General features: G+C 69.3%; 15 protein-coding genes. 4 read left to right on the top strand and 11 right to left on the bottom strand.

Annotation, left to right across the window (positions count from 1 at the left end; all coding sequences use genetic code 11):
• Positions 1-26 precede the first annotated feature (26 nt).
• Together U1T56_RS13290 and U1T56_RS13285 are read right to left on the bottom strand one after the other, a co-directional pair.
• On the bottom strand, positions 27-1,790 hold the full coding sequence (locus U1T56_RS13290) for a CHASE2 domain-containing protein (RefSeq protein WP_418159967.1): 1,764 nt from the start codon (positions 1,788-1,790) through the stop codon (positions 27-29).
• 138 nt (positions 1,791-1,928) lie between these two features.
• Complete coding sequence (locus U1T56_RS13285; protein WP_418159966.1) at positions 1,929-2,273, bottom strand: YkvA family protein; 345 nt, start codon at positions 2,271-2,273, stop codon at positions 1,929-1,931.
• A gap of 163 nt (positions 2,274-2,436) precedes the next feature.
• On the opposite strand from U1T56_RS13285, the gene U1T56_RS13280 reads away from it, so the two are divergent.
• The gene (locus U1T56_RS13280; RefSeq protein WP_418159965.1) at positions 2,437-2,601 is read left to right on the top strand and encodes a DUF433 domain-containing protein; all 165 of its coding nucleotides are present in this window, start codon (positions 2,437-2,439) and stop codon (positions 2,599-2,601) included.
• 44 nt (positions 2,602-2,645) lie between these two features.
• Here U1T56_RS13280 and eno read toward each other — a convergent pair whose 3' ends face one another.
• Positions 2,646-3,941 carry a phosphopyruvate hydratase gene (eno, locus tag U1T56_RS13275; RefSeq protein WP_418159964.1) on the bottom strand — a complete coding sequence of 432 codons (1,296 nt, stop codon included), beginning with the start codon at positions 3,939-3,941 and terminating at the stop codon, positions 2,646-2,648.
• Complete coding sequence (locus tag U1T56_RS13270) at positions 3,938-4,945, bottom strand: phosphotransferase family protein (protein WP_418159963.1); 1,008 nt, start codon at positions 4,943-4,945, stop codon at positions 3,938-3,940. Before U1T56_RS13270 ends, eno begins: the two co-directional genes overlap by 4 nt.
• Positions 4,946-5,507: 562 nt before the next feature.
• On the opposite strand from U1T56_RS13270, the gene U1T56_RS13265 reads away from it, so the two are divergent.
• Positions 5,508-6,188: a peroxiredoxin-like family protein gene (locus tag U1T56_RS13265; RefSeq protein ID WP_418159962.1), complete on the top strand. Its 681-nt coding sequence runs from the start codon at positions 5,508-5,510 to the stop codon at positions 6,186-6,188.
• Here U1T56_RS13265 and U1T56_RS13260 read toward each other — a convergent pair.
• Positions 6,152-7,060: a LysR family transcriptional regulator gene (locus U1T56_RS13260; RefSeq protein WP_418159961.1), complete on the bottom strand. Its 909-nt coding sequence runs from the start codon at positions 7,058-7,060 to the stop codon at positions 6,152-6,154. The two genes, U1T56_RS13265 and U1T56_RS13260, sit on opposite strands and share 37 nt — an antisense overlap.
• A 200-nt stretch (positions 7,061-7,260) precedes the next feature.
• On the opposite strand from U1T56_RS13260, the gene U1T56_RS13255 reads away from it, so the two are divergent.
• On the top strand, positions 7,261-8,394 hold the full coding sequence (locus U1T56_RS13255; RefSeq protein WP_418159960.1) for a patatin-like phospholipase family protein: 1,134 nt from the start codon (positions 7,261-7,263) through the stop codon (positions 8,392-8,394).
• A 68-nt stretch (positions 8,395-8,462) separates the two neighbouring features.
• The gene (locus tag U1T56_RS13250) at positions 8,463-9,134 is read left to right on the top strand and encodes an MBL fold metallo-hydrolase (protein WP_418159959.1); all 672 of its coding nucleotides are present in this window, start codon (positions 8,463-8,465) and stop codon (positions 9,132-9,134) included.
• Between the two features lie 9 nt (positions 9,135-9,143).
• On the opposite strand, the gene U1T56_RS13245 is transcribed toward U1T56_RS13250, so the two are convergent.
• From U1T56_RS13245 to U1T56_RS13220, 6 genes are read right to left on the bottom strand one after another with little or no spacing between them, the layout of a single operon-like run.
• Positions 9,144-10,145 carry a sugar-binding transcriptional regulator gene (locus U1T56_RS13245; protein ID WP_418159958.1) on the bottom strand — a complete coding sequence of 334 codons (1,002 nt, stop codon included), beginning with the start codon at positions 10,143-10,145 and terminating at the stop codon, positions 9,144-9,146.
• A 4-nt stretch (positions 10,146-10,149) separates the two neighbouring features.
• Complete coding sequence (locus U1T56_RS13240; RefSeq protein ID WP_418159957.1) at positions 10,150-11,454, bottom strand: iron-containing alcohol dehydrogenase; 1,305 nt, start codon at positions 11,452-11,454, stop codon at positions 10,150-10,152.
• Positions 11,451-12,974 (bottom strand): xylulokinase, encoded by a 1,524-nt coding sequence (locus tag U1T56_RS13235; protein ID WP_418159956.1) that lies wholly within the window; start codon positions 12,972-12,974, stop codon positions 11,451-11,453. The genes U1T56_RS13240 and U1T56_RS13235 overlap by 4 nt, the downstream gene beginning before the upstream one ends.
• Before the next feature lie 60 nt (positions 12,975-13,034).
• On the bottom strand, positions 13,035-14,561 hold the full coding sequence (locus U1T56_RS13230) for an ABC transporter substrate-binding protein (RefSeq protein ID WP_418159955.1): 1,527 nt from the start codon (positions 14,559-14,561) through the stop codon (positions 13,035-13,037).
• Positions 14,562-14,620: 59 nt separating this feature from the next.
• Positions 14,621-15,514, bottom strand: coding sequence for a carbohydrate ABC transporter permease (locus U1T56_RS13225; RefSeq protein ID WP_418159954.1), 894 nt, complete (start codon positions 15,512-15,514; stop codon positions 14,621-14,623).
• Positions 15,514-16,443 (bottom strand): carbohydrate ABC transporter permease, encoded by a 930-nt coding sequence (locus U1T56_RS13220; RefSeq protein WP_418159953.1) that lies wholly within the window; start codon positions 16,441-16,443, stop codon positions 15,514-15,516. Before U1T56_RS13220 ends, U1T56_RS13225 begins: the two co-directional genes overlap by 1 nt.
• Positions 16,444-16,519: the final 76 nt, after the last annotated feature.

Raw genomic sequence — 16,519 nt, 5'->3', positions numbered from 1 at the left:
ATCGACTATTTGAGCGCAAGTACTGATCAGATTTTTTCAGCTTCCAGCTCATAAGCCTGCACCGGCTGCATCTTGCCCTTGAGCTCCACCTCGCCGATGTCACGCAGGACGAACCTTTCCCCGAGCCGGTCTCGTGTCGCATCGCCGACCACGATGGTGCAGGGCGGCCCGCCGGGCCGGCGCAGCGTCTTGCACAGAGCCTCCAGCCGGGCCGCAGTGTTCATGGTGTCGCCGACGAGCGCGTATTCCAGCCGCTGCGTGCCGCCCAGGCTGCCGGCGACCAACCGCCCGGTCTGGATGCCGATCCGCATGTGAACCGGCGGCAGGCCGCGCACCGCGAACTCGGCCGCGAGGTCCTCGGCCGCCTGTGCCATGGCGAGCGCCGTCCGTGCCGCGGCAACCGCATCGGCCGTGATCTCGGCCTCGCTGGTCCTGGCCACCGGCACGCCGTAGACGGCGAGCAGCGCGTCGCCGATGAACTGGAGGACGAGGCCCTTGTGCGCGGCGACGAGCCCCACCATCCGGTCCATGTAGGTCTCGAGCCAGCTCATCAGCATCACGGGCTCCAGCCGCTCGGCCACGGTCGTGAAGCCCTCGATGTCGGAGAACAGGACCGTCGCCGTGAGCTCCTGCGGCTTGGGGCGGCCGCCGGCCATGAAGGTGGCGCGCTCGCGCCAGATCTCCTCGGCGACGGGTGCCGAGACGTGACGCGCGAACAGATGCAGCAGCGTGCGACGCTCGGCCCGCTCCCGCCACAGCGAGAGGCCGGCGGTGCCGGCAAGGCCACCGAGCCAGGCGATGCTGCCGCCGACGAGCGGCAGCAGGGTCGAGGTGGCCGTCATGGCCCATGCGACGCCGCCGGCATAGGTACCGAGGCCCGCCACGCCCACGAGAGCCTGGGTCGCGGGCGACAGGCGGCTGCCCCCCACCCATCCGCCGAGCGCGGCCAACGCCAGCACCAGCAGAAGCTCCGTCCGCCAGGCGATGCGCGGATGCTCCCGGCCACTCAGAAGCTGGGCCAGGACATGGGCCTGGATCTCCACACCGGAGATGTTGCTGCCGAGCACCGACAGTGGAGTGCGGTGCCGGTCGCCATCGGCGAGCACACCACCCACGAGCGCCACCTTGCCGCTGAGCCAGGCTTTCGGCAGGAGAACCACCGTCTCGGCCGGATAGATCGGAAACGGCGGCGTCGCCGTATCCGGCCGGCCGCGCCAGGCGATCTCGAAGGGGGCTTCCGGCACGGACCCGCCCAGTGCGCGCGCGATTCTCGCCGGAAAGCTCAGCTCGTTCGCGCTCAGCCGCGGCTCGTGCCAGCGCACCGCATCGTCGAGGCGGTCCTTGACGAGATTGGCGTAGCCCTGGTCCAGCCCGGCAAGGAACGTGTCGAGCCATTGCCGCTGGGCTTCGGTGAGCGGTGTCGCCTCTTGAGCCGTGATCAGGACAACGGGGACACGGGCATCGGCGAGGCTCGCGCGCAGCGCCATGTCCGCCTCGGGCCGGGTCGGCATATCGAGCAGGACGTCGAGGCCGATGGCGCGCACACCGGCATTCTCCAGATCCTCGACGACCCGGCGCAGGAACACCCGGTCGAGCGGCGAGCGGCAGGCGAGCCCCGAAAGCGTGTCCTCGGTGATGCCGATGATGACGATATCGCTATCCTGCGGCTCGGGTGGTGCCAGAGCGGTCAGGAGGACGTCGTCCGCGAAGCGGCTCGCGATCGCGAGCGGCGGCAGCCGTGGCAGCACCAAGGCAAGAAGCGCTGCGGCCGCGACCAAGAGTCCGACCACCGCACCATGAGAGCCCGACCACGGGCCCGAGCCTCTCCCCCCTACCAACGCGTCCGTCCGCAGCCTTGGAGCACGGCGACAACCGATCGCGCCAGCTTAGCGCCGGCGCGCGGACGCGCAAACCTCGGGGCGGGGATGCTAGCGGAGAAGCTGATCCAGGCGCCGCCGTGCCGCCTCGCGATGTTCTTGCGTGATGTGACGCGCAAAGGTGGTGACGACGGCGGCGATCACCGAGGCGTCGTCGGTAAAGCCGATGCCGGCGATGACGTCCGGTATGGCATCGGCCGGCAGGAGAAAATAGCCGAGTGCTCCCAGGAGCACCGCCCGCACGTGCATCGGCGTGGCGGGATCCTTGGCGCAGTACCAGGCAGCGACGAGCTGGTCGGCGAAGGCGATCTTGGCCGCGACACGCACGAGCTTGCGCCAGAGCCGCGGCTCGTCCGCAGGCGACCAGGTGGGCAGGGTGGCGAGATCGGTGGTCATGGCAGTCGTTAGAATGGTGCCGTGACGCGATTCCCGCAAGATTCGCGAACCAACGGCTGACGTGAGCCATGCCGCAAGACTATCGTGCCGGCACGAGCGAGCCGGAACTACGCCGTATCACCTTCGATCCCGCCAAGATGGGGGCCGTGCCTGCATCCGTGGCATGAGCGCCACCGTCAGCACGATCGTGAAGCTCGTGGCGGCCGGGACGAGCGAGAACGAGATCCTCACAGCCTATCTCTACCTCGAGCGGGAGGACATCCGGGCGGCGCTCCTCGCCGCCCAGCACCACCGATCCCGCCGGAATATCGTGACGATGCGTGCCTAGAAACGATAGGCGGCCGTCGAACGACGAATTGCGGTGGCCATCGGTCAGGCCGCACCACCCGCCACCAGCGCCTCCCGCCCCGCGAACCGTGCCCGGTTCCCCAGCGCCTCCTCGATCCTGATGCCCTCGTTCCACTTCGCCATGCGCTCGGAGCGGCTGAAGGAGCCCACCTTGAGCTGCGGCGCGCCCCAACCCACGGCGAGGTGCACGATGGTGACATCCTCGCTCTCGCCCGAGCGCGCGGAGACGATGCCGGTCATACCGTAAGCCCTGGCCGCGTCCCACGCCGCCCTGGTCTCGGTGAGCGTGCCGCGCTGGTTGGGCTTCAGGAGCACCGCCGTGCAGGCCCCGCTCTGGGCGGCGGCGCGCACGCGGCCGGCATCGCTCACGAGGAAGTCGTCGCCGACCACGAGGCAGCGCCCGCGCACCTGGCGCGTGAAGGCGGCGAAGCCCTGCGGGTCGTCCTCGGCCAGGGGATCCTCGATCGAGACGATGGGATAGCGGCCGAGCCAGTCCAGCAAGAGCTCGATCATGCCGCCCGTGTCGAGCTCCCGGCCGCCGTCGCGGGCGAGGCGATAGCGACCGTTCCTGCCGAACTGCGAGGCCGCGACGTCGAGCGCTATCGCCACCTGCTCCCCCGGCCGGAAGCCCGCGCGCTCGATGGCGCGCACGAGCATGGCGAGCGCCTCCTCGTTGCCCGCGAACTCGGGCCAGTAGCCGCCCTCGTCGGCCACGCCCTTGAGGAGCCCACGCTCGGCGAGCAGCCGACCCGCGGCGAAATAGACCTCGGCGGTCCACGCCAGCGCCTCGCCGAAGCTCTCCGCCCCCGGACAGACGATCAGAAAGTCCTGGATGTCGAGCCGGCCGGCCGCATGCGCCCCGCCACCGAAGATCTGGATCTCGGGCAAGGGCAGTGTGCAGGCCTCCTCGCCGCCGAGATGCCGCCAGAGCGGCAGGCCCCTTGCGGCGGCTGCGGCATGGGCCGCTGCCATCGAGACGGCGATCGTGGCGTTGCCGCCGAGCCGCCGCTTCTCGGGCGTGCCGTCGAGCTCGACGAGCCGCGCGTCGAGCGCCGCCTGGTCGGCGGCGTCGCGGCCGACGAGGGCCGGTGCGATCACCGCGTTCACGTTGCGCACCGCCTGCCCGACGTCGTGGCCGCCCAGCCGGTCGCCGCCGTCGCGCAGGTCGATCGCCTCGCCGGTGCCGGTGGAGGCACCCGCCGGCGCGATGGCCCGGCCGATGGCACCGCCCTCGAGATGCAGCTCGGCCTCGACCGTCGGCCGTCCCCGGCTGTCCCATACCCGCCGACCGATCACCTTGTGAATCGTCGTCCCGCTCACAAGCCCAGCTCCTCCGCCCAGGCCTCGCGGATCGGGGTCAGCGTCGGCGAGGGTGCCTGCAGGAACGTGCTCGCCACGCGCCGGACCCGCTCCTTGTCGGCTTCGGCCGTGACGTACTCGACCGGCGACTTGCCGTCGATGCGCGCCAGGAACAGGCCGGGCAGGAGTCCTGCCGCCCGGCTCTCGAGCTCGGCACGCGGCTCCCAGACCACACCCTCGAGATAACGCGAAGCGAGCGCATCGAACGCGAGTAGGAAGTCGGGCGCCGCCATCGGCGTCCACAGGCACTTCAGGAGCAGATGGTTGAGGCAGAAGGCGAGATCGAAGGCGGGATCGCCATACCAGGCGCACTCGGCATCCAGAAAGATCGGGCCTTCGGGGCCGAGCAGGATGTTCTTTGGACTGATGTCGCCGTGGACGAGAGCGAGCTTGGTCGTCGCGGTGCGCCGCGCGATGCGCTCGAGCTCGGGTCGAAGCGCCGGATGCGCGCGGGCCGTGGCGAGGAGATAGGGCTCGAGGCGGATGTCGTGGAAGATGGCGTCGGTCGGGAATGCGGCCGCGATCTCGGCCGAGCGTGCTGTGCCGGCATGAATCGCTGCCAGCCGCTCGCCCACGGCCGCGGCCACGAGCGGATCGACCTCGCCCGCCCGCAGCACCTCCTTCCACAAGCGATGCCGCTCCGACGGCAGGTAGGGCATGACGATCGCCCCCGCCGCCTCGTCCATGAACAGGAGCTCGGGTGCCGCTGCCGGCTCGATGCCGCGCGCGACCCGGATCCAGGCCGCTTCGTAACCGCTGCGCTCGACGGGGGCGCGCCAGTCGGCCTTCACCTTGAGCCTGGCGAGGGCGCGCTTCACGCAGACCGAGCGGCCGTCCGCGAGCTCGACCCGCCAGATGTCGGAGGAGACGCCGCCGATCAGAGGCTCGCCGGGCGGCTCCTCCTCGAGCGCCACCATGGCCGCCCGTCGCAGCACCGTGAGGATGTCGTTCGGAACCGGACCCATGCGCCGACCGCAGCTCCCCTGATCGCGGCACGCCCACCGGACTCGGCGCTCCGTCGCACGCGAGGCGCGCAAGAGGCAGTCGTGCAGCAGGCCATGCTTCACTATCAGGCGAGGCCGAGGCTCGCCAAGGCCATCGGGTGCGCTCGTCGCCGGCGGAAGCCGATCATACGCCTCCGCTATCGCCTCGATATCGATCCGGCATTTCCCGGCGAGGACAAGGCGGGCGATCATTCTCGCTGCCGGGCTCGCCCTTCTCGCCCCCGACCCGCGGGAAAAGGGCCTTCCGGCCTGGCTCTCGTGGGGTGACGCACATCCGTTCCCGATCGGCTGGTGCGACCGCCTCGTCGTCGGCCCGAGCCGGCTCTGGAGCGACATCACCTGGAGCGCAGAACACGGCTCGGCATGGGCGCTTTCAGAGAGCATCGGAGCCGTGCCGGCGGCCGATCCCGTGGAGCCGCAGGCATCGCGTGCCATCTGCAAGGCCTTTGCCTCGGGATGCCATTGTCGCGGCGCCCGCTTCATTCCATCATGCGCGAGATCCGGGCGAGGAGCCGTGGGAGCCATGACCCTGAACGAAGAGCTGGCGGGCCTGTGCGCGCGGCTTCGCGCGGCGCTGCCGGGCGAGGACGTGCGTGTCCTGGACGACACGCTGGAACAGCTCAGAATGCTGCAGCTCGCCGAGCAGGGCCTGCAGGCGGGCGAGCCCTTTCCCGACTTCGCCCTTCCGGACAACGAGGGCCGGACGGTGACCTCGGGCGAGCTGCTCGACCGCGGGCCCCTCGTCGTCGCCTTCTATCGCGGCGCCTGGTGCCCTTACTGCGATGCCATGCTCCGGGCGTTCGAGGTGGCCCGCCCCGCCATCGAGGCCGCGGGTGCGAGCCTCGTCGCCGTCTCGGCCGATCGCCCCGAGGAGCAGGCGCGCGCCAAAGCCGAGAAGGGCCTCGGCTTTCCGCTCCTCGCCGATGTCGGCGGGAACCTTGCCAAGCTGTGCGGGGTGCATTTCGAGCTGAACGACGCACACGTCGCGTTCTACCGCCGCCTCGGCATCGACCTGCCGGCCTGCCATGCCGAAACCGGTTGGGAGCTGCCGCTGCCCGCCACCTACGTCGTCGGGCAGGACGGCAACGTCGCCTATGTCTTCGTCGATGCCGACTGGACGAAGCGCGCCGAGCCCGAGGACGTGGTGGTGGCGGTGCAGGGGCTCGCTCAGGCGGCGGACGCGGGCTCGAGCGGCGGCGCCTGAGAGCGGCGGGGTTTCAGCGCCAGCTCGACGAACGCCCTGACCGGCGGCGAGTAGAGCCGGCCGCGCTTGGTGGCGAGGCTCACTTCTTGCGCCGTAGCGGGAGCTGCGACCGGGCGGCTGACGAGGCCCGCTCGCAGGACCGGCCCGCGCGGGCCGATGCCGAGCCCTAACCCGGCCGCGACCAGCTCCTCGAGCCATTCGGCGCTGCCGGTGACGACCTTCGGCCGGGCCTCGAGCCCGAGCTCGCGAAGCTGCCGGTCGGCCATCTCCCAATGGAGGCAGCCGCCGCTGCAGATCAGAGGATGGCTCGCGATCTCGGTCAAAGGAACGACCTCGAGCGCCGTCAGCGGGTGGCCTTCGGGCAGGACGAGCTGCAGCCGGTTCTCGCCCAAGGGATAGTAGTGCAGGTCGTCGATGTCGTGCGGGCGTTGCGGCAGCAGCACCACCTCGAGATCGCCCCGACGCAGGGATTCGCGCAGGTCGGCCGGACGCTCGTCCTGGATCTCGATGTCGGTGTCGGGATAGCTCGCCACGTAGCGGCCTAGCATCTCGTCGACCGGAGCGAGCGGCATGCCACGCGCCACGCCGAGCTTGAGCCGTGCCGTCTTGAGCTGAAAGAAGGCCTTGGCCCGGCTCTTCGCCGCTGCCGCCTGCACCAGGGCCTCGCGCAGGTGCGGCTCCATCATCCGGCCGAGCTCGGTGAGATGGGTGCGGTTGCGCTCGCGGTTGAACAGGGGCCCGCCGAGCTCGTCCTCGAGCAGCTTGATGGCGCGGGTCAGGGACGGCTGCGCCACGTTGCAGCGCTCGGCGGCGCGCGTGAAATTGAGCGTCTCGCACAGCGCCACGAAATAGCGGACCTGATGCATCTCCATGCCAGCGTGTCCGGCCTGTTCCTCCCTGGACGACGCATCATGCGCTCTCGGCGGGGATGCCGCAACGAACCAGGGCCACCACGATAGCGTGAGCCTATCGAAAGCCTAGCGGAGCGGCATTTCTCCGCGGGCGTCCCCGCCCGCATCCTGCCTTAGGCCCTGCCGGACGACGGCGGCGCAAGGGAACAGGGAGCGACAGCATGGCTACCGTCACGATGGACCGCCCGGCGGACGCACGCGAAGCGAAGGCCCCTCGCAGCGGATCGCTTGATCCCCGTCCCGAGATCGACGGCAAGGAGCGGCCCGAGACGGGGGCGCCGGTCGAGGTCAGGACGATCAACCTCGCACTCCAGGGTGGCGGTGCGCACGGCGCTTTCGCCTGGGGTGTGCTCGACCGGCTGCTCGAGGACGAGCGCATCGCCTTCGACGGGGTGTCGGCCACGAGTGCGGGGGCCATGAACGCGGCCGTGTTGGCCTACGGCCTCGCCGAAGGCGGACGCGAAGGTGCCAGGAAGGCCTTGGCCGGCTTCTGGCGGCGGATCGCCCATGCCGCTGTGCTCAGCCCGCTCCAACCTTCGCCCTTGGACCGGATGCTGCACAACCACCGGCTCGACTGGTCACCGGCCTTTCTCCTATTCGACCTGATGAGCCGCATGTTCTCGCCCTACGATCTCAACCCGGCCAACCTCAATCCCCTGCGCCACGTGCTCGAGCAGAGCATCGACTTCGACCGCCTGCGCGCGCGCTGCCCGATCAGGCTGTTCCTCTCCGCCACCAATGTCCGCAGCGGCAAGGTGCGGGTGTTCGAGACGCACGAGGTCACGGCCGACGCGGTCCTGGCCTCCGCCTGCCTGCCCTTCATGTTCCAGGCGGTCGAGATCGACGGCGAGGCCTATTGGGACGGCGGCTACATGGGTAACCCGGTGATCTTTCCCCTGATCTACCACTGCGACAGTCGGGACGTGGTCGTCGTCCACATCAATCCCATGCGCCGCGAGCAGGTGCCGCGCACCGCCACCGAGATCATGAACCGGATCAACGAGATCAGCTTCAACAGCTCGCTCATGCGCGAGATGCGGGCGATCGGCTTCGTCACCAAGCTGATCGACGAGGGCAAGATCGCGGACGGCTCGATGCGCCGGATGCTGATCCACGCCATCCAGGCCGAGGAGGTGATGCAGAACCTCTCGGTGATGAGCAAGCTCAACGCCGACTGGGAGTTCCTGACCCATCTGCGCGACGACGGCCGCGCTCATGCCGACGCCTGGCTCGCCCGGAATTTCGACCGGCTGGACCGGGAATCGAGCGTGGACATCCACGGGATCTACCTCTGAGCCGCTGGACGGCCGCTTCCCTCGGGCCTAAGCAGGGCAGGCTCCATTCCCTGCTTCAGGATCTTCGCATGCCCGGTCTCAAGGCGGCCATCGTGCCGGTGACACCCTTTCAGCAGAACTGCAGCATCTTCTGGGACGAGGCCTCCAAGCGCGGGGCGGTGATCGACCCCGGCGGGGACGTTCCCCGCATCCTGGAGGCCGTCGAGAAGCTCGGGGTGACTCCTGAGAAGATCCTCCTCACCCACGGCCACATCGACCATGCGGCCGGGGCCGCGGAGTTGAAGGCGGCGCTGGAGGCGAAGCGGCCGGGTGCTGCGATCCCGATCGAGGGGCCGGACGAGCGCGACCGCTTCCTCCTGGAAGGGCTCGAGGAGCAGGGCCGTGCCTATGGGATCGTTGGTGCCCGCAACGTGCTCCCCGACCGCTGGCTCGAGGAGGGCGACACGGTCACGATCGCCGGCCACGGCTTCGACGTGCTGCACTGTCCGGGCCACACGCCGGGCCATGTCGTCTTCGTCAACCGGGCCGACAAGTTCGCCATCGTCGGCGACGTGTTGTTCCGGGGTTCGATCGGCCGCACCGACTTCCCTTACGGCGACCATGCGGCGCTGATCCGCTCGATCAAGGAGAAGCTGTTCCCGTTGGGGGACGAGTTCGCGTTCCTGTGCGGTCACGGGCCCGGCTCGACCATCGCGATCGAGCGGGTGAGCAACCCGTTCGTGGGCGAGGGCGCGCGCTGAGCACTGTGCTCAGCCGGCTGCCAGCGCCTCGGCGGTGCGCTCGTCGGTGATCAGCGTGTTGACGTAGCCGCCGATGAGCGCCGCCTTGACGATCGGTACCTTCTCCGGTCCGCCCGAAGCGAGCACGCTCGTGGGCACGCGTCTCAGATCCTCGACCGGGAGACCCACGGCGCGGCGGTTCAGCGGGTGATCGACCGGGTGGCCCGCAGCGTCGAGGAAGGTACACAAGAGGTCGCCCACGGCCCCCGCCGCCTCGAGCCCGGGCAGCTCCTCCTCGTCGAGAAGCCCGATCCGGCGGTTGGTGGATTCGGGTCCGAGCGAGCCCACGCTCACGACCGCGATGTCGGCCCGGCGCGCCCGCTCCAGCACCTCCCTGAGGCCCGCCTGCTCCAGCAGCATGTCGCGCAAGGAAGCGGAGCTGGCATAGGCCGGAGCGGCGAGATAGTAGCACTGCGCCCCCAGGGTCTCGGCGACACGGGATGCGGTCTCGTACATGTTGATCTCGGAGCCGCGGCCGATCCCGCCCAGGAGCGAGACCACGGTGAGATCCGGGATCTCCCGCCGACGGAGCGCCCTCACGCTCCAGTGCAGCGTGCGCCCCCAGCCGATGCCGAGCGTCTGGCCGGGGCCGATCTTCTCGGAAAGCCAGGCGCCGACGGCGACACCCAAGGTCGCCGGCAGATGGGCTGGGTCGTGCGGCGACGGCACGACGACGGCCTGGGTGAGGCCGTAGCGCTGCACGAGCACCCGCTCCAGCGCCACGCACGGGGCGAGGCGGCCGTTGATCTGGATCTGGACGAGGCCGGTCTGGCGGCAGATCTGGAGGTCGCGCACGACCTTGACCCGGCTGATGCCCAAGAGCTCCGCGATCTCGGCCTGGGTCAGGCCTTCGACATAGTAGAGCCAGGCGATCCGCGTGCGCCGCTGCTCGTCCGCACCCAGCACGTCGAGCACGACCGCGAGCGGCGAGCGCTCCTCGTCCGGTCGAGGGCCGGGTACGCGAGCCGCCATGGGATCAGAACTCGCCGGCCGCGAAGCCCTCGAGCTCCCCGCTCTGGGCCGCGAGGTCGAGAAAGCCGTAGCGGTCGCGGATCTCGTGCGCGTGGCCGACCGCACGCCGGTAGAAGGCGGAATCGATCCCGAGATCGCGCGCGTGCATGGCGACCCCGGCCGTGCGCATCACCCGCTCCATCCCGGCGAGCGGCAGCATCACGGAAAGGAGCCGGGCGCGGATGGCGGGCCAGCCGGCGGCGAGCCGCCGGTTCAGGCGCTCGGTCGCGGCGGCATCGAACGGCTTCCTGCGCACGGCCTCAAGGCAGCTCGGCGCGAAGCGGCCATAGGCCATCTCGAAGGCGGCTGCGTCGATCGGCAGCGGCGAGAGCACCGGTGCCGTCTCGCGCGCGAGCATCTTGACCTGCAGCCGGCCCATGCTCCAGGTGGCGACACCGACCTGCTCGCCGTGCAGCGTGCCCGGATGGGGCTCGGCGAAGGTGTCGATGAAGTGGCTGATCTGGTGCTCGCCCATCGAGCCGCAGTGGCTCGTGTGGGTGACGAGCACGCCCAGGCCCGAGAGGATCAGGAGCCGGGTGAGGAGATGCATGGCCTCGAGATCGCCTTCGAGCAGGCGGTGCGCCTTGGCGTAGAGCTTCGGCTCGTCGGCCTCCATGAGGCGATAGGGCGTGTCGGCGTAGACCGTGTCCAGCAGCAGGTGCGAGAGCAGCCAGTCGAGCTGGGCCGTGGTGCGGCAGACCGTGTCGCCCAGGCCCGCCCGGATCATCCGCGCCGGTGCCGAAGCGAGCACGGAAAGATCGAAGAACACGCCCACGGGCGCCTGCGCCGGCAGGCTGAGCTTGAAGCCGTCACGGGTGATCGAGACCGTGGTGGTGACGTAGCCGTCCATGGACGGCGCGGTTGCGAAGGTCGCGGACTGCCGGCCGGTGCGGTGCGCCACGTACTTGCACAGGTCGTTGATGGTGCCGGAGCCGACGGCGATCAGCACGTCGGCATGGCGGGCGCGCTCCTGCAAGAGGTCGGCATTGGCCTCGTCCGCCTTGGGGTGGTCGAGGACGATCTCATCGACATCGCCCAGCGCTTTCGCGACCCGTGCTCCCAGCACGGGCCGGGTGTTCTCGTCGCTGACGACGGCCAGGCGACCGTGCAGGCCCACCTCGGCGACGAGGTCGCGCTCCGCACCTTCGAGGCTGTCGGCCACGGCGATGCGGCGGATGGTGGTGCTCAAGGGTCGGCCCAGCTCCGGCGAATGGAAGCGGCCGGCGACGACGTCCTCGATGATCGGCAAGGGATAGAACAACGGCTTCATCCATCCTGGCGGGAGCAGAATCCGGCCAGCCGCGCGAAGCTGTCACGCAGCGCCGGGTAGAGGTCGCGGTAGACGTCGAGGAGCTCGCGATAGATGGGCGTACGCGAAGGATCGGGCTCGACCGTCGTGAGCACCTCGCCCTGCATGGCGCGGGCGGCCTCGGCGGCGGTGCGATACCAGCCGGCACCGGTGGCGGCCAGCATGCCGGCACCCAGGCAGCTCGCCTCGATCGTGCTCGAGATGCGAATGGCCTTACCGGTCGCATCCGCCACGATCCTGCGCATCAGGGAGGACTTCGCGGCACCGCCGATGGTAAGGAGCTCCTGAATCGGCTCGCCGGTGGCCTCCTCGATCGCGGCGTAGCCCATGGCGAGGTCGAGGGCGATGCCTTCCAGGAGCGCCCGCCAGTAATGACCGCGGGCATGGCCGGTGCCGAAGCCCACCACCGCCCCGCGCGCGTCGGGGTCCCAGAACGGGGTCATCGAGCCCGACCAATAGGGCAAGAGGAGCAACCCGTCGGCGCCGGGCGGCACGGCAGCGGCTTCGGCCTCGAGCCGGTCGTAAATGCCGGGCTCGGCCTTCGGATCGATGCCGAACAGCCGGCCCACGCTCCAGTCGATCAGGAAGGCGCCGGTGCGGAGACAAATTTCGTAGATGTAGCCCTCGCCCGAGAGGCTGGTGAGGGTGCGGAAGGCCGGCGAGGTCGCGAACGCCTCGCCCCACACGCCGGAGACGGCGGCGGTGCCGAGATTGAGATAGGCCCGCCCGCCGCCGAGCGTGGCGGTGCCGAGGCCCGCGGCCTGGCCGTCGCCGCCGCCGGCCACGACGAGCGTGCCGGGCCGAAGGCCCGTCGCAGCCGCGGCTTCGGGCGTCACCTCGCCGATGATGCTGCCGGGGCGGACGGGCGGGAAGAAGCGCTCCTCCTCCAGGCCCAACGCGGCCAGGATCTCGGGGCTGTAGCGCTTCGCCGGCAGGTCGAGGACACCGTGCGGGTCGGCGCTGCCCCAGCTCGTGACGCGCTCGCCGGTGAGCCGCCAGCCGAGATAGCCCAGGACGTCCACGGCATGGGCGAGCTTCCGCCAGTGCTCGGGCTCGCAGCGCATCAGCCAGTGCAGGCTGAACACGGCCGGCGTGGGGTCGGGCGTCTTGCCGGTGATGGCGAGAAAGCGGTCGCGGCCGAGCTTCCGGCAGAAAAGCTCGATGTCGGGCCGGCAGCGATCGTCGAGCCACAGGATCGCCGGGCGCAGCTCGTTGCCGTCGGCATCGAGGAAGCCCACGGTCTCACGCTGGTTGCTGACGGCAAGGGCCGCCACCCGCACGGGATCGACCTGCCGGAACAGATCGGCGAGCGCTTCTTGGAGCGCCCGCCACCAATCCTCCACGCTCTGCTCGAGATGGCCGCGGCCGAGATTCTGCATCGGGACCGCGGCACGGCCCTCCGCGACCATCCGGCCTTGCCCGTCCCAGGCGATGGCCTTGGTCGAGGTGGTGCTGCTGTCGATGCCGACGACCAGATCCATGGCGTTTCCTCGGAGTCCCGGACAAGGTGGCGGCGGGGCCGCAGCCCCGCCCCCTTGGCCTCACGCCTTGCGGAACGGTGCCGCGAGCTCGTCGGCCTTGGCCTTGATCGCGGCCATGCAGGCCTCGGGGCTCTGGTACTGGCCGGCGAGGAGCTTGCCGAGCTCGACCGGGATCACGTTGTTCGAGATCTCGGCCCAGGCAGGCATGTCGGGCTCGGAGCCCATGGCGTTGTTGATCGTCCACTCGATCGCCGGGAAGTGCCGGGTCGTGCCGGGGCCGACCTTGGCGGCGGCGAGCACGCGCGGGTCCTTGAACGCCGAGATGCGCATGGGCGAAGCACCACCGCCCAGCGTCGAGACGCGCGCCATCACGTCCTTGCTGCACACCCACTGCATGAAGATCCAGGCAGCATCCTGGTTCTTGGAATAGGCCGAGAGCGCCAGAGCCGAGCCACCTTGGTGGCCGATGTGCGGGATCTCGCCGAAGCCGGCCTCGGCGGGCGAGCGGAGCTTCTTCTCCTTGGGTGGGATCGCGGCCTCCATTTTTCCCACGACCTTGCTGTCCTTGCCGTCGAAGCCGGGGAAGAACTCGCCCCAGGAGATCAGCATGGCGGCCGTGCCCTGGCTCACGGACTGGCCCTCGCCGTCCCAGGTCCAGGTCTTGGCCGCGGGCGGCATGTGCTTCACGAGCTCGAGCATGTACTCGAGGCCGGCGATGCCGTCGGCGTCGCCGCCCGAGAACATCATGTTCTTGTCGAAGATCGAGCCGCCGTGCGCCCAGAGCCAGGCGGTCCAGTCGCAGTTCAAGGAGTAGTGGCCGGACTTGAGCTGGCCCGTCGTGCCGTAGATCCCGTTGCCGCGCTCGGCCTCGTCGATCGTCTTCACCGCCGCCATGTACTCGTCCATGGTGGTCGGGACCTCGATGCCGTGTTTGTCGAACAGGTCCTTCCGGTACATCAGAATGAAGATCGGAATGTCGAACGGAATCCCGACCATCTTGCCGTTGTACATCGAGATGCCATCGACGAGCGGCTTCGAGAAGTCGTCCCAGTCGAAGCCCGGCATGGCGAGCTCCTTGTCGGACTTGTACTTCTCGAGCGGGTCGATCGTGTCCTGGGCGAAGGTCGCCATCCAGGACTGGTCGAGATAGTAGAGATCGTAGGTACCGAGCTGACCCTGGACGTCGAGTGTCGCCTTCTGCAGCACCTGCTCGAGCGGGACGATCTCGATCTCGACGTTGATGCCGGTCAGCGCCGTGAACTCTTCCTTGGCGATCTGGTTGGCGACGATCGTGGGCGGCGTCGCCTCCGAGGTGAAGCGGATCGTCGTGCCCTTGAACTTGCCGCCCACGGTCTTCAGCCAGTTCTTGACATCGTCCGGGGTCTCGGCGGCCGAAAGCTCGGTGCCGACGTGGGTGAGCCCGCCGAAGGGCCGGCCGCGGCCCAAGAACGTGGTGGCGAAGCCGGAGAAGCCGATGCCGGCGAGGCTCATCTTGCGCAGGAACTCGCGCTTGCTGATCCGGCGTTCCGTGAATGCCCGCGCCGTGTCGGCGATGAAGGTCTTACGATCGTAGTCCCGAAGGCTCATGGTGTTACGACCTCCCATTGTTGCCAGCCTTGGTGACGATACTTCCCGCGTGGCGTGCCTCAGTCCTTGAGCGAACCCAAGGTCAGGCCACGCACGAGATGGCGCTGCACGAGCAGGATGAAGACGAAGCCGGGCACGAGCGCAGCACTGCCCAGCGCCGTGATGAAGCCCCATTCCGTGCCGGTCGAGGTCACGAAGGTCGAGATCTTGACCGGCAGCGTGCGGATGCTGGTGGTGAGCTGGAGCGAGAGCAGGAACTCGGTCCAGGAGAAGATGAAGCAGAGCACGGCCGTGGCGGCGAGCCCGCCCTTGACGAGCGGCAGCACCACCCGGCTGAAGCACTGGAACCGCCCGGCCCCGTCGATCATCGCCGCCTCGTCGAGCTCGTGCGGCACGTCGTCGAAGAAGCTCTTCATGAGCAAGACGGCGATCGGCAGGTTGATGAGGGTGTGCGCCAGGATCAGGCCGATGTGGGTGTCGCGCAGGCCCAGGTCGCGGAACATGAAGAAGATCGGGATCGCCACCGCTATCGGTGGCATCATGCGCTGTGCCAGGACCCAGAACAGCACCTGCTGCTGGCCCTTGAAGCGGAAGCGCGAGAGCCCGTAGGCCGCGAGCGTGGCGAGAATCGTGGCGAGCAGGGTCGAGCCCACCGCGACCACGATGCTGTCCACGATGGAGGGGATCGAATAGTAGGACGAGCTGCCGCCGCGCTGGAGGCCCAGCCCTTCGGACTGCCCCTGCTCGAGCTCGACCCGCGAGCGGCCGAGCAGCGTCACGGCGTAGTTCGAGGCCGTGGGCTCGAAGCCGACATAGACCGGCGTGGTGTTGAAGATCGCCGTGTAGGGCTTGAACGAAGCCAGCACCCACCAGGCGAGCGGGAACATGAAGACGAGCACGACGGCCCAGGCCAGGACGTCGCGCAACGCTCGGTGGCCCTTGCTCCCGACCATCAGAACCTCACCCGCGCCAACTTGACGAACAGGGTCGCGAGCACGTTGAGCACGACGAGCGTGATCAGGCTGAGCGTGGCCGCGTAGGGAAAGTTGGCGACACCGAACACCCGGCCGGCGTAGAAGCTCAGGGTCTCGGTGGTGGTGCCGGGGCCGCCGCCGGTCATGACGTAGACGTAGTCGTAGACCCGGAACAGGTCGATGCCGCGGATCAGGACCGCGATCGCGATCACCCGGCCCAGCATCGGCAGAGTGAGGTGACGGAACTGCTGGACGGCGCTGGCGCCATCGATCGCGGCCGCCTCGTAGGGCTCCTTCGGCAGGGCGCGCAGGCCGGCGAGGAAGATCAGCACCATGAACGGTGTCCACTGCCAGATGTCGGCGAGCATCAGACCAATCAGCGCCGTGGACGGTGTGCCGAGCAGCGGCCGGCTGGCGTCGATCAGGCCGAGCTGGACGAAGTAGTAGTTGAGCACGCCGAACTGGCCGTCCTGCATGAGTAGGAACATCATGCCGGTGACGGCGGGCGGCACCACCAGCGGCAGCGTCATCAGGGCGCGCAGGATCCCGTAGCCGCGCCGGTCGGTATCGAGCAGGAGCGCTATCGCCATGCCGAGCCCGAGCTGGAGCACCAGCGCCGCCACCGTATAGGCGCAGGTGACGCCGAGCGCGTGCCACATGCGGTCGTCGGCGAAGGCCGCCGCCCACTGCTTCAGGCCGACGAACTCGTACTGGCGCGTGATCCGGCTGCGCTCCTGCAGGCTCAGCCAGACGCTGTAGAGCAGGGGATAGACCCCGAAGGCGGTGAGCATCGCCACCATCGGCAGGAGCCACGGCAGCGGATGATCGGCCGTCAGCCAGCGGGGCAGCCAGCCGCGACCCTGGATCTCCACCGCACGCCCGCTCGCCGCATCGAGCGTTCTCGCCACCCGTCCGCCTCCCGACTGAACTCGGCGCGTTGCCGCGCGTGAACTTTTGTCGTATGGGATGACATAGGTTCACGCG

This window comes from Benzoatithermus flavus (assembly GCF_037908215.1).
In the GTDB taxonomy this organism is placed as follows: domain Bacteria; phylum Pseudomonadota; class Alphaproteobacteria; order Geminicoccales; family Geminicoccaceae; genus Benzoatithermus; species Benzoatithermus flavus.
Note: the sequence above shows the minus strand (reverse complement) of the source record. Positions and strands in the feature narration are given on the sequence as shown.